This is a genomic window from Pseudomonas sp. LBUM1676 (genome assembly GCF_059695605.1).
On the sequence record NZ_CP166777.1, the window covers coordinates 3,233,312 to 3,246,313 of the forward strand.

The 13,002-nt window shown below is 60.1% G+C and carries 9 protein-coding genes and 1 pseudogene; 2 read left to right on the forward strand and 8 right to left on the reverse strand.

What is annotated here, in order from left to right:
* Positions 1-121: 121 nt before the first annotated feature.
* The 3 genes from phaC to phbB all read right to left on the reverse strand — a co-directional run bounded on the left by phaC (position 122) and on the right by phbB (position 3,904).
* On the reverse strand, positions 122-1,825 hold the full coding sequence (phaC, locus tag ACA041_RS15040) for a class I poly(R)-hydroxyalkanoic acid synthase (RefSeq protein WP_497441836.1): 1,704 nt from the start codon (positions 1,823-1,825) through the stop codon (positions 122-124).
* A 96-nt stretch (positions 1,826-1,921) separates the two neighbouring features.
* Positions 1,922-3,100, reverse strand: a complete 1,179-nt coding sequence (locus tag ACA041_RS15045; protein ID WP_497441837.1) for an acetyl-CoA C-acetyltransferase — start codon at positions 3,098-3,100, stop codon at positions 1,922-1,924.
* A gap of 57 nt (positions 3,101-3,157) precedes the next feature.
* Positions 3,158-3,904, reverse strand: coding sequence for an acetoacetyl-CoA reductase (phbB, locus tag ACA041_RS15050; protein WP_497441838.1), 747 nt, complete (start codon positions 3,902-3,904; stop codon positions 3,158-3,160).
* Between the two features lie 261 nt (positions 3,905-4,165).
* Here phbB and ACA041_RS15055 point away from each other — a divergent pair, with 261 nt between their 5' ends.
* Positions 4,166-5,203, forward strand: a complete 1,038-nt coding sequence (locus ACA041_RS15055) for an AraC family transcriptional regulator (RefSeq protein ID WP_497441839.1) — start codon at positions 4,166-4,168, stop codon at positions 5,201-5,203.
* A gap of 24 nt (positions 5,204-5,227) precedes the next feature.
* On the opposite strand, the gene ACA041_RS15060 is transcribed toward ACA041_RS15055, so the two are convergent.
* Positions 5,228-7,963, reverse strand: a complete 2,736-nt coding sequence (locus ACA041_RS15060) for a DUF3141 domain-containing protein (RefSeq protein WP_497441840.1) — start codon at positions 7,961-7,963, stop codon at positions 5,228-5,230.
* 251 nt (positions 7,964-8,214) lie between these two features.
* Here ACA041_RS15060 and phaP point away from each other — a divergent pair, with 251 nt between their 5' ends.
* Positions 8,215-8,784, forward strand: coding sequence for a TIGR01841 family phasin (phaP, locus tag ACA041_RS15065; RefSeq protein ID WP_497441841.1), 570 nt, complete (start codon positions 8,215-8,217; stop codon positions 8,782-8,784).
* 84 nt (positions 8,785-8,868) lie between these two features.
* Here the strand turns inward: phaP and ACA041_RS15070 are convergent, their stop codons facing one another.
* The 4 genes and pseudogenes from ACA041_RS15070 to ACA041_RS15085 form a co-directional block, all read right to left on the reverse strand.
* Complete coding sequence (locus tag ACA041_RS15070; RefSeq protein ID WP_497441842.1) at positions 8,869-9,009, reverse strand: hypothetical protein; 141 nt, start codon at positions 9,007-9,009, stop codon at positions 8,869-8,871.
* Between the two features lie 15 nt (positions 9,010-9,024).
* Positions 9,025-9,531, reverse strand: a complete 507-nt coding sequence (gene phaR, locus ACA041_RS15075) for a polyhydroxyalkanoate synthesis repressor PhaR (RefSeq protein WP_497441843.1) — start codon at positions 9,529-9,531, stop codon at positions 9,025-9,027.
* Positions 9,532-9,814: 283 nt separating this feature from the next.
* Positions 9,815-11,090 (reverse strand): annotated as a pseudogene (locus ACA041_RS15080) (OprD family porin).
* 127 nt (positions 11,091-11,217) lie between these two features.
* Complete coding sequence (locus tag ACA041_RS15085) at positions 11,218-12,990, reverse strand: acyl-CoA dehydrogenase C-terminal domain-containing protein (protein ID WP_497441844.1); 1,773 nt, start codon at positions 12,988-12,990, stop codon at positions 11,218-11,220.
* Between the last annotated feature and the right edge of the window lie 12 nt (positions 12,991-13,002).

Consider the following 13,002-nt stretch of genomic DNA (forward strand, 5'->3'; position numbering starts at 1 on the left):
AAATCCCCTGCAGGAGCGGGCTTGCTCGCGAAAACGGAGGCAGATTCACCATCACAGTGACCGGCAAACCGGTTTCGCGAGCAGGCTCGCTCCCACATTGGGGCGGTGCCACACCAAACGGTTATTGCATCACATAACGCCCGGGTGCCGATTCCAGCGCCGGGTATTGCGCATTTCCGGTGTGCAGTGCCGACGGTTGGCGTTCGCCGGCCTGGTCGGCCAGCCAGACGAACCAGTCGTTCCACCAGCTGCCTGGATGCTGCTGGGCACTGTTGAACCAGCTTTCCGGGTCCTGGTTGACCTGATCGTTGGTCCAGTAGTGACGTTTTTCCTTGGCCGGTGGGTTGATCACCCCCGCGATATGCCCCGAGGCGCCGAGCACGAATCGCTTGGTTCCGGACAGCAGCTCGGTGCTGGCATAAGCGCTTCTCCATGGCACGATATGGTCGTCATGGGTGGCGAGGATGTACGCCGGGGCATCAATGGCGCGCAGGTCCAGCTTGACCCCACAGCAATCCAGCTCACCGGATTTCAGGTCGTTCTGCAAATAGGTATGGCGCAGGTACCAGCAGTACATCGGCCCCGGCAGGTTGGTGCTGTCGTTGTTCCAGAACAGCAGGTCCAGCGGGATCGGCTTCTGACCCTTGAGGTATTTGTCGACGTTGTAGTTCCACCACAGGTCGTTGGGGCGCAGCAGCGAGAAGGTATTGCCCATGTCCTCGCCCTTGAACACGCCAATGGGGCCATTCACGCCGCCGATGGTACGCTCACGGTAGGCCACCAGTTGCTCATCGACGAAGATGTCGATCGGACCGGTATCGAGGTAATCGAGGAAGGTGGTCAGCAGGCTGACGCTGGCAATCTCTTTGTCGCCGCGGGCCGCCAATACGGCCAGCGCCGAACTCAACAGCGTGCCGCCGATGCAGAAACCTACGCAATTGGGCCGTTGTTCGCCGCTGATCTCACGGGTCACCTGCAGGCCTTTGATGATGCCGGTTTCGACCAGGTCGTCCCAGGTGGTACCGGCGTGTGCCTGGCCAAAGTTGCGCCAGGACATCAGAAACACCGGGTGGCCTTGCTGCAACAGATGGCGAACCATCGAGTTGTCCGGACGCAGGTCGAGGATGTAGTACTTGTTGATCGCCGGCGGAACGATAAACACCGGGCGCCGATATTGGGTTTCGCTTTGCGGATAGTACTGGATCAGCTGGAACAGTTCGTTCTCGAAGACCACTTCGCCGGGGGTGTTGGCCAGGTCGACCCCCACCTTGAACGCGGCGGCGTCGCACTGGCGCATCTTGCCTTCCTGCAGGTCGGCGGCCAGGTGCATCAGGCCGGTGAGCAGGCTGCTGCCCTGGGTATCGACGACCCGTTGCAGCGCATCGGGGTTACTGGCCAGGAAGTTGCTCGGGGCAGCAGCGGCGATGGCTTGTTCCACCAGATACAGCAGACGCTGGCGTGGTTTCTTTTCGGTGATCGGCAGTTGGTCAAGCAGCTTGAGCATAAAACCGGCATTGAGCAGGTAGAACGCTGCAAGGGAACCGAAAAACGGCTGACTCCAGTTACCGCTGGCAAAACGTCGGTCGTCGAAGGAGAAGGCCTGACCGGTCAGCAAGCGCTGGCCAAGTTCGGCCCATTGTTGCTGATAGTCCGACTGGAGGCTGTCCAGGGTGCTGCGTGGCACATCGAACCAGGCGTTGTGGTCCTGCCCGGTGAACCACGGATTGGTGGCGACCCATAGACGTAATTGTTGCACTGCAAAGGAGGCAATGAACGGAACCTGGCCTGACCAGAAGGTGTTGAAAGTGTGTGCGTTATTGTCCATGGAACACCTTGCCTACATGAAAAAAACCAGACAGAAAAAAACCACGGCGCCGGACTTCGGCGCCGCGGCTGCAGCCAAGCAAGCAGTACGATGTGATCAGCGCTCGATGACCAGGCTAACGCCCTGACCGCCACCGATGCACAAGGTGGCCAGGCCTTTCTTGCCATCGCGACGGATCAGTTCATGCACCAGCGACACCAGGATGCGTGCGCCCGATGCGCCGATCGGATGACCGAGGGCAATCGCGCCACCGTTGACGTTGACCTTGTTCATGTCCCAGCCCAGTTCCTTGCTGACCGCCAGTGACTGCGCGGCAAACGCTTCGTTGGCTTCGATCAGGTCCAGGTCGTCCAGGCTCCAGCCGGCTTTGGTCAGGGCCAGGCGGGTGGCAGGTACCGGGCCGATGCCCATGATCGAGGGGTCGACACCCGCACCGGCATAAGCCTTGATGCGCGCCAGTACCGGCAAGCCGAGAGCCTGGGCCTTGGCGGCGCTGGCCAGCAGCAGTACGGCGGCGCCATCGTTGAGGGTCGACGAGTTGCCGGCGGTGACGCTGCCGGTTTTCTGGAACGCGGGTTTGAGGTTGCTCAAGGCCTGGAGCGTGCTGCCCGGGCGCGGTTGTTCGTCAGTGTCGAAGACCAGCGGATCGCCCTTGCGCTGGGGAATCAGGATCGGGGTGATTTCAGCCTTGAAATAACCGGCTTCGATGGCCGCAGAGGCTTTCTGTTGCGAGGCCGCGGCGAACGCGTCCTGATCTTCGCGACTGAGCTCGTACTTGCTCGCCAGATTCTCGGCGGTGATGCCCATGTGGTAGTCGTTGAAGGCGTCCCACAAGCCATCCTGGATGACGCTGTCCTGCAATTGCGCATGACCCATACGCAGGCCGGTGCGCGCCTTGGGCAGCACATAGGGAGCCAGGCTCATGTTTTCCTGGCCGCCGGCGATGATCAATTCGGCATCGCCGCAACGGATCGCCTGGACCGCGAGCTGGACCGCCTTGAGGCCGGAGCCGCAGACTTTATTCAGGGTCAGGGCAGGCACGGTGTGGGGCAGGCCGGCCTTGATCGCCGACTGGCGTGCCGGGTTCTGCCCGGAGCCTGCGGTCAGTACCTGGCCGAGGATCACTTCATCGATCTGCGCGGCGTCGATACCGGTCTGTTCGAGCAGGCGACGAATCACCGCGGCGCCCAGTTCGGTGGCTGGAATGGCGGACAGGGAACCTTGAAAACTGCCAATGGCGGTACGTGTAGCGGCAACGATTACGACTTCGTTCATGCAAAACCTCATCAGGATTGTGTCAAGCAGGAGCAGGGCGTCCGTGCCCTGCCAGGCTTATTGCATATTCATGCCGCCATTGACCGAGAAGTCGGCGCCGGTGCTGTAGCCCGATTCATCGGAAGCCAGCCAGGCGACGATCGAGGCGATTTCTTCGGGTTGGCCGAGGCGACCGACCGGGGTGGCGGCGATCATGGTGTCGAGAATGTCCTGACGGATGGCCGCGGTCATGCTGGTCTGGATATAGCCGGGAGAGACGGTGTTGACGGTCACACCCTTGCCGGAGACTTCCCGGGCCAGGGCCATGGTGAAGCCATGGATGCCGGCTTTGGCCGCGCTGTAGTTGGTCTGGCCGAACTGGCCACGCTGACCGTTGATCGAGGAGATGTTGATGATCCGCCCCCAGCCCTTGGACAACATGCCTTCAATCACCTGTTTGGTGGTGTTGAACATGCCGTTGAGGTTGGTGTTGATTACGGCGTTCCAGTCTTCTGCAGTAATTTTTCGGAAGGAGGCGTCACGGGTGATGCCGGCGTTGTTGACCAGTACATCCACCGGACCGAATTGTTCACGGGCCATCTCAAAGGCCTTGCGGGTGGACTCCCAATCGGTGATGTCGCCGTAGATGAATTCGAACTGATAACCCGCCGCCAGCTGGCTCGCTGCCCATTCATTCTTGCGGGCGGAATCCGAGCTGCAACCCACAATGACTTTGAAACCTTCCTTGTGCAGGCGCTGGCAAATCGCAGTGCCAATGCCACCCATACCACCCGTTACCAACGCAATACGACCAAGCGATTTCATACACTCTTTTCCTTTTTGTATTTTGCGCTGCAAGATGGGGGGTGATTGTTGGGTATTGGCGAGGCGTGCGGAAGTGTTGGAAGGTGACTCTCTGGTGTCCAACGGTGCCATGCCGGTTTTTTCTATCCACTGGCAAAAAATGAGCAGGACCTATACTGAGATCAATTCTTCAAATTGAAGCGACGGTTAGTATTTGTTTTAACGCAGATCAGTTATGGCTCCGGACAGGACGTTCGGTTCCACAGGTCATTGAGGACGCCCATGTACAGAATGAGTTCCGGTTACGCCAATGTGCTGGTCAATACGCTTTCAGCGGAAGGACTGGATGTCGCCAACCTTTGTCGGGAGGCAGGACTGGACTTGAACAAGGCGCACACGCCAGGAGCGTTGTGCGAGCGAAGGGTGATCTACCGGCTTTGGCAACTGGCGGCGCAAGCCAGCGGCGATCCGGACATTGGTCTGAAAGCCTACGGCCATTTTCATCCCGGCAGTTTTCAGATCGTCGGTTACACCATGATGTCGAGCCTGAACCTGAAAAAAGCCCTCGAACGCCTGGTACGGTTCAGCCCGTTGATCGGCACCGGGTTCAGCCTGTTTTTCGTCCCGGAGCAGGAACATTACCGAATAGCCTCGCTCGATCATCAACAGGCCGGCTCGATCAAGCCTCGACAATATGCCGATGCCGGGCTGGCTTCCCTGCTTGGCTTCTGCCGCTGGCTGGGTGGCGGTACGCTGCCGCAGCCCCTGAGTGTGGAGTTCAGCTATCCGCAACCTAAAGACACGTCCGAGCATCAGCGGCTGTTTGGCTGCGACCTGCACTTTGGTTCGGCCTACGACAGCATCCTGTTCGACGGCCAGGAACTGCTGCGTCCGTTGAGCATGGCCAACGAGGCGTTGGCGATACTGCACGACAGTTTCGCCGAGGCGCAGCTGGACCTGCTGTGTGGCTTCTCCATTGTCGGCAAGATCCGCGCGCTGCTCACCGAGCGTTTGAGCCATGGCCAGGGGCAATGCGACATGGAGTCGATCGCCGCTGCCTTGAATCTCAGCAAGCGCACCCTGCAACGCGCCCTGGAAAAGGACGGGACCCAATTCAAGGACGTGCAGAACGCCGTGCGTCGACAATTGGCCGATTTCTACCTGCGCCATTCTCACTTCAACATGAAGCATGTGGCGTATCTCCTTGGTTTCCATGACCACAGCAGCTTCAACAAAGCCTGCAGTCGCTGGTTCGGCATGACCCCCGGTCAATACCGGGCCGATGAATCGTTCGAGATCAAGCAAGCCGCGCCGGTGTGACGCGGTTCTTGCCGGTGATCAGAGCTATTTGGTCGGAGGTTTTTTTACGCCTTTCTTGCCCTTGGAGGGGGCGCGTACCGGACTCACAGCCTTGACGATGCGCTTAGGCGGCACTGCCGGGACTTTTTGCTCGGTCGGCTTGGTGGTTACCGGCTGGGTCGCCACGACCGGGGCTTCCTGCCTGGTTGGCTCAGGTGTTGTCACCGGGTCTTTTTGCTTGACTGGCTGCGGTGCGACCACGGGAGCTTTTTGCTCGGTTGGCTGAGGTGTTACCACTGCGGCTTTTTGCTTGACTGGCTCAGGTGTTGCCACAGGAACTTTTTGCTTGACTGGCTCAGGTGTTGCCACAGGAGCTTTTTGCTTGATCGGTTCAGGTGCGACCACTGGAGCAGTTTGTTTAACTGGCTGCGGTGTAACCACAGGAGCTAATGGCTTGATCGGCTCAGGTGCTTCCATCGGTTTTTCCTGCTTGACCACTTTGGCTTCGCTTGGCGCCTGGGGCGCGGCGAAAGCTGGCAAAGCGACACCGAGCAGCGTGTGCAGCTCACGCCAGAACGGATTTTCAGCCCCGTTGGTAATCAGCAGATCCGGCAGCAGATTAGCCACGGCTGCCAGCACTTGCTGGCGTTCTTCGGCTTCGGGCAGCATCAGGGGCAGGCTTTGCGCGCTTTCCTGCGGCAGTGTAGCGACCAGCAGTTTCTGCAGGTTCAGGGATTCGCGCAGGTCAAGTGGCCCGGCAGGGTAATCCGGTAGTAGCTCTTGCAATTGCAGGATCAGTTTTTCGACGCTTTGCTTGCCGGGCTCGTTGCTGGCGCGGCCCAGCAAAAACAGGATACGGATCAAGGCTTCCATCAAGCCGCCCAGGGGCAGGGCCCCCTGCAGGCGTTCGATCAGTTGCTGGTCGTGCTGCTCGGCATGTGCCTGCAGATTGCGCCCGGTGACATTGCCGGTGAGGCTGTTCAATACCCCATAGATCCCGTAGAAACACATCTCCTGGGTGGCATCGCGCAGATCGCGGTAACCGTCCAGGGCGTCCTGGATCTGATTGGAAAACAACGCCTGCCAAGCCAGCAACGGGTTGTCCGCACTGACGAGGTGACGATCGGTGCTGACCTTTGCCGCACTTGGGGCCAGCCACCACAACGCCGGATTCAAGCTGCTCCACATCACTTGCTGCTGATGGAAGGGGTGCGAGCGGCGGATCAGTTCGGCGCTTGGTTCGTTGATCCATTGACGCAACCACGGACGGATGAAACCGTCGTACAGGCTGTTGTTGAGGGCGGATGCGCGTTCGACCAGGGCGAATTCGCGATCGTCATCACGGCGCGGCTGCTCGTCGCCATGGATGTCGGCAATCCGCCGCGGTTCGAAACGCACGGCGTACGGTGTGCTCGAGTTTTGCGGCAAGTCTTCGATCAGCATTTCATACAGTCCCGCCGGCAAGGCATTGATGGTGTCGACCGCGCCGAGCAGTTCCCGGTGCTCACGCCGCGCCACTTCACCGGACACGAAGATGCCCAGGTGCCCGATGCTGGCATGGCGCAGGTAAACGATGGTGCGCCCGGCACTGTGCAGGGCGAGGTCGCTGGGGTAAACGTCGGTGATCCAGTCCAGCGCCTGTTGCGGCGAAGTGATGTTGTCGCCATAGGAGCAGAACACCACCACCGGCACTTCGATGCGTTTGAGGTCCAGCCCGCTGCTCTTGCGCCCCAGGCCGCCGGATAACCGATTACCGATGAACAGGTCGTCGACAATCATCTCGATTTCTTCGCCGTTGAGCAGCGTCGGGCTGCCCCACCAGCGCTCGAAATCCAGAAAGCGCCCGGCTTCGCTGTCGACTTCGCTGAACAGGTGGTAGTACTTGCCCCACCAGGCGTTGGCCGGATCGAGACTCTCGAAATTGCTCACCAGCCAGGCACCGTCGAAACGGTCGTTGCCCAGATCACTGCCCAGGCGCGCCATCCAGCCACCCCCCAGCAAACCGCCGGTGTAGCGCATCGGATTGCGCCCATTAACGCCGGCCCAGTAGGACAACGGCGCGCCATTGACGATGATCAGCCCCGGCAACTCCGGCCGCGATGCCGCCAATCCCATCAAGGCCCAACCTGCCTGGCAGTTGCCAATCACCACCGGTTTGCTGCTGGCGGGATGCCGGGCGCTGACGACTTCGATGAACCGCGCCTGGGCCTCGGTAATGTCGGCGAGGGTTTGTCCGGGTCTTGGCGAATGGCTGAATGAGATGAAGTAGGTGGGATGGCCGGCCCGCAGGCTTTCGCCGATGACCGAATCCTGTTTGAAACCGCCGATGCCCGAGCCATGACCGCCCCGTGGGTCGATGATGATCACCGGCGGTTTACTGCTGTCGACCGCTTTTGCGGAACCGCCGAACACCTGCAACAGCGAATAATTGACCGGGCGGGGCAGATCTGCGCCGGCGACCAGGGTTTCATGATCGAACTTCAGCAGCAGTGGATACCCGGCCCGTTCATGGGCCAGGGTGTTGTCGCCGCGCTGACGCAGGGTGTCCCAGAACAGCACGCTGCGTTGGCCCAGATCAGTGAAATATTCCTGCCATTCAGTCGCGGTAGGTTGTCTCAGTTGCTCGAGACTTGTCGGTGCAAAGGTTTTCGCCTGGCGTTTCTGCACGGCGTCGAGCACGTTGCGGGTATTGAGGCGTTGCAGGTGATTGAGGTGTTCGAACAGCCCGGAGGCTGATGACAGCCCTTCATCTTGCATCGCAATATTTTCTTCCTGACCCATCGTATTCTCCTGACGCCTTATAGGGGGAGCAGCGAATCCACACTTCATTCAACAAGAATGGGCCGGCTGTTTGATGGTCAGGAGTTTAGCGCTATTAACGGCAAGGCTGACAAGGTTTATTTTGCACTGCACAAAATAGTGGTTGCCAAAAGTTTTTGTGCACTGCAATATCAAGGCTAACGCGATGACTGGCAGGATCGCTATCGCGTCCTCTGGCCCATTTGGGCCTTCCAGTACCAGGAGATTCAAGCATGTCTTTTTTCAACTCGGAAAAACTGCAAGCCACTCAGAAAGCCAATCTCGACCTGATCCAGCAAATCAGCGGCAAGGTCTTCGCCAGCGTTGAACAGCTCAGCCAGTTGCAGTTCAAGGCCCTGCGCGAGTCCACCGAGGAGCAGTTCGAAGGTGTTCGCAAGCTGCTGGCGGTACGCGGTCCACAGGATTTCGCCGAGCTGCAGGCTTCTTTCACCCAGCCGAACAAGCAGACCGAACGCCTGGCCGAGTTCAATCGCCAGGTTCAGGCGCTGATCGCGGACACTCAGTCGGACATCGCCAAGCTGGCCTCAAGCCAGGTCGAAGCCGGCACTCAGCAAGTGCAAGAGTTCGTTGAAGCGATCAGCAAGAACGCACCTGCCGGCTCCGAGCCTGTAGTGGCTGCGTTCAAGTCGGGCCTGGCGAATGCCGGTACCGTGTTTGAAAGCGCACAGAAAGCCGCAAAACAGGCTTCCGACGTGGCTCAGAGCAGTTTCGATGAAGCAACTGCCGCAGCTACCAAAACTGCTCAAGAAGCAAACGCCAAGACTACCAGCGGTAACAAGTAAGTCTTATCAGGCCGGCTGTACCGATGGCGATGGGTTTATTCCCCATCGCCATTTTTTTCGTCTTGAAACAACAGATCGGCAGGGTCAGGCCAACAGCAGGCGCTTGATCCACTCGAGCAGCACGCCGGGCAGCAGTTCCGGTTTGGGCAGCAAGGCATATTGGCGCGATCCGAATACCGCCGGCAGGTAGGTCTGAGAGACTGGTCGACGTCGCGCTACTGTCAATGACGCGGGAGTGCTTCATTCATCGTCTTTTTTCGGCCCACCATCGGGCTTGGGCTTGGCGCCAAACATGCCGAACATGTTCTGGGTGTTGAGATAAAGTGCCTTCGACTGATCGACATACTGGCGCATCAGGTCCTGCATCACTGGCGCCTGCTGGTGCATGAAGGCGCTCCAGGCCTCGGACGATTGCGCGCCGGTCTGGGACTGGATGTCGATCACGGTATGAATGCTCTTGTCCAGGTAGCTGCCAAGTACGCCCTGATAAGGACCATAGAACTGGATGATTCCCATCAGCATCTCGCTGGTGAAGATCGGCTCACCGCCGCCTTCAGCTTCAAGAATCACTTGCAGCAGGATACTACGAGTCAGATCCTCGCCGGTCTTGGCATCGACCACCTGGAAAGAAACCTTGTCGACGACCAGCTGGCGTATGTCCGCCAGGGTCAGGTGACTGCTGGTATGGGTGTCGTACAGTCGCCGATTGGGGTACTTCTTGATCAGGCGGGGGGTTGTATCGGTCATTCGGGCGTCTCGCGGCGGCCTGGTTTGCAGGCATCTTACTCTACTATGGGCACTGCCGCGGATTGGTGTCGGGGGAGGGAACCCAGGGCCGACATGCATGTCGTTTTTGAGGCCGCCTTCGCGAGCAGGCTCGCTCCCACAATTGACCGGGTTGTTCAGATAGACACGGTTTAATGTGGGAGCGAGCCTGCTCGCGAAGAGGCCCGCCATAACGCCGCAAATCCACCCGCAAAAAAGGGACTGCGCCATCAAGCGAGTCCCCATTTGTGCAGCCTGAACCGCCTTACCAGATCGGCAACGTATAGCTGACAATCAACCGATTCTCATCCAGATCGCTGCCAAAATTGCTCGAGCGCACCGTCGCATTGCGCCACTTCACCCCGACATTCTTCAGCGGCCCGCTCTGCACGACATAGCCGATATCGGTATCGCGCTCCCATTCCTTGCCTTCCGGGCGATTGTTGCCCAGGTCGATATCGGAACCGCTGATGTAGCGGGTCATGAAGGTCAGGCCCGGAACGCCAAGGGCGGCGAAGTTGTAGTCGTAACGGGCCTGCCAGGATTGTTCATCCTTGCTGGCAAAATCGCCGATCTGCACGAAGTTCACCAGGAACGCGTCGGCACCGTTGATGTAGGCGAAGCCGGTGTCGCCGCTCATGCCTTGATAGCCGAGGCCGAAGGCATGCCCGCCGAGGCTGTAGGTGAACATGGCGCCAATCGCGTTGTTGTCGACATTGCTGCCGCCATCATCCGTGGAGCGGGCGAAGCGCAGGTCCGTCTTCAGCGATTGGCCAGTGGTCACCGGCAGCACGTGGGTGAGGTTCACCATGTGCTGGCTATAGAGGTTGTCGAGGTGACCGTAGCTGTAGCCGGTGGCCAGGTTGCCGGTCCATTTGTAGTTCAGGCTGGCGAAGTCGAAGCTGTCGCTGGTCGCGTGACGGGTGATGGGTGATGATGCCCTTGGCGCCGGTGCGGGTGATGCCCATGTCCTCATAGTCCGAGGAGTCACGCTGGTTGACCTGGGTCAGGCGCCCGGCATCCACGGTCAGGCCTTCGATTTCCAGCGAGGTCAACTGACCGCCTTCGAAGGTTTGTGGCAACAGCCGCGAATCGTTGGCCAGCACCGTTGGCAGCTTGGGCAGCAGGGTGCCGAGCTTCAGTGTGCTCTTGGAGGCGCGCAGTTTGGCGGTGAGACCCATTTCGCCGTATTCGTCCTGGGCACCCTGACGGGTATCGCCATGGCGCTTGAGCAGGCCGGAGCCCGCGCGATCAGGGCTGGAGTCGAGTTTAACGCCGACCAGGCCGATGGCATCGAAGCCGACGCCGATCAAGCCTTGGGTGAAGCCCGATTCATAGCGCAGCAGGAAACCCTGGGCCCATTCCTCCTGTCTGGATTGGGGGGCGTTGTCCTGGCGATAATCACGATTGAAGTAGAAGTTGCGCAGTTCGAGGCTGGCCTTGCTGTCCTTGATAAAGTCAGCGGCGGCGGGGGCCGAGAGGCTGAGGACGCCGCCGGCCAGCAGCAGTCGGGTAGCGAGTGTGCGGGTGTTAAGGTCCATGGTGAAGCCCCTTTGTTTTTATTTTGCAAAGACAGGTCCCGCAGCCCTCGCCGGACGGGCGAGGGCTTATCGATAAAAAACGCAGGCGCCGAAAAGAGAGGAGCGTGGCGCCGCGTGGGTTCAATCGTTAAAACTGTTCGGCAGCCAGGCCATACAGCGAGGCACTGCCGGCGCGAATGGATTGCTCCAGGCTGAGGATGCGCGGCAGCAGGCGATGGATGTAGAAGTCGGCGGTGGCGATCTTCGCGCCGTAGAACCCTTCGTCTTCGCCGCGTTTTTGTTGTGCGACCTGGGCCATTCGAGCCCAGAGCCAGGCATAGGCGACGTAGCCGAACAGGTGCAGATACTCCACCGAGGCGGCGCCGATTTCGTTGCGGTTGGTCGCGGCCTGGTCCTGCAGCCAGTCGCTCAGGTCTTCCAGACGCTGCACGGCATCGAACAGTTGAGCGCTGTAGGGCGCGTCGGGCTGATGGGCGAAATAGCGGATCTGGCCGGTGAACTGGCGCAGGGCGAAACCGTTGTCAGCCAGCACTTTGCGACCGAGCAGGTCCAGCGCCTGAATGCCGTTGGTCCCCTCGTAGATCTGCGCGATGCGCACGTCGCGGACCAGTTGCTCCTGGCCCCATTCGCGGATGTAGCCATGACCGCCGAATACCTGTTGGCCGTTGATGCAGCTTTCCAGGCCGGTGTCGGTGAAGAACGCCTTGGCCACGGGCGTCAGCAGCGCGACCAGGGTTTGCGCGGTGTCGCGTTCCCGGGCGTCATCGGAAAATTTCGCCAGGTCCAGTTGCTGCCCGACATAGCTTGCAAACGCGCGGCCACCTTCGGTCATGGCTTTCATGGTCAGCAGCATGCGCCGTACATCGGGGTGGACGATGATCGGGTCGGCCGCTTTGTCCGGGGCGATGGCACCGGTCGGTGCGCGGCTCTGCACCCGTTCACGGGCGTAGGCCACAGCGCTCTGGTACGACGCTTCGGCGCAGCCAATGCCCTGGATGCCGATGGACAGGCGTTCGTAGTTCATCATGGTGAACATCGCCGCCAGGCCTTTGTTGGCTTCGCCGACCAGCCAACCGCTGGCGCCGTCAAAGTTCATCACGCAGGTGGCCGAGGCCTTGATGCCCATCTTGTGTTCGATCGAGCCGCAACTCACGGCGTTGGGATTGCCCAGGGAGCCGTCGGCATTGACCAGCACTTTGGGCACCACGAACAACGAGATGCCTTTGGGCCCGGCTGGCGCATCCGGCAGTTTGGCCAGTACAAGATGCACGATGTTTTCGGTCAGGTCCTGATCGCCGCCGGTGATGAAGATCTTGCTGCCGGTGATGCAGTAACTGCCATCGGCCTGAGGTTCGGCCCGAGTGCGAATCAGCCCCAGGTCGGTGCCGGCGTGGGCTTCGGTCAGGCACATGGACCCGGCCCAGCGGCCTTCATACATCGGTGGCAGATACAGGCTTTTGAGGGTCTCGCCGGCATGCGCATCCAGTGCCAGGCAGGCCCCGGAACTCAAGGCCGAATAGAGGGCAAAGCTTGAGTTGGCGCCGTAGAGCATTTCCTCGAACTGCACGGCGAGCATCTTCGGCATGCCCATGCCGCCGAAATCGGCGTTGCCGGACAGGCCCACCCAGCCGCCTTCGATGTAGGTGGCGTACGCCTGTTTGAAACCGATCGGCGTGCTCACCTGGCCGTCTTGCCACTGCGCACCTTCCTCGTCGCCGCTGCGATTCAAGGGGGCAATCAGGTGCGAGGTGACTTTGGCGGCCTCCTCGAGAATCGCGTCAGCGGTGGCGGCGTCGACACAGTCCGCCAGGGCTGGCAGGCGCGCCCACAGGGCCGGGGCGTCGAACACTTCATGCAGCACAAAGCGCATGTCGCGCAGCGGGGCGTTGAATTCGGGCATAACGTGAACCTC

Coding starts and splice junctions, on each gene's coding strand:
- phaC (WP_497441836.1), bottom strand. CDS start 1,825: ATGGACAATAACGCACACACTTTCAACACCTTCTGGTCAGGCCAGGTT.
- ACA041_RS15045 (WP_497441837.1), bottom strand. CDS start 3,100: ATGAACGAAGTCGTAATCGTTGCCGCTACACGTACCGCCATTGGCAGT.
- phbB (WP_497441838.1), bottom strand. CDS start 3,904: ATGAAATCGCTTGGTCGTATTGCGTTGGTAACGGGTGGTATGGGTGGC.
- ACA041_RS15055 (WP_497441839.1), top strand. CDS start 4,166: ATGTACAGAATGAGTTCCGGTTACGCCAATGTGCTGGTCAATACGCTT.
- ACA041_RS15060 (WP_497441840.1), bottom strand. CDS start 7,963: ATGGGTCAGGAAGAAAATATTGCGATGCAAGATGAAGGGCTGTCATCA.
- phaP (WP_497441841.1), top strand. CDS start 8,215: ATGTCTTTTTTCAACTCGGAAAAACTGCAAGCCACTCAGAAAGCCAAT.
- phaR (WP_497441843.1), bottom strand. CDS start 9,531: ATGACCGATACAACCCCCCGCCTGATCAAGAAGTACCCCAATCGGCGA.
- ACA041_RS15085 (WP_497441844.1), bottom strand. CDS start 12,990: ATGCCCGAATTCAACGCCCCGCTGCGCGACATGCGCTTTGTGCTGCAT.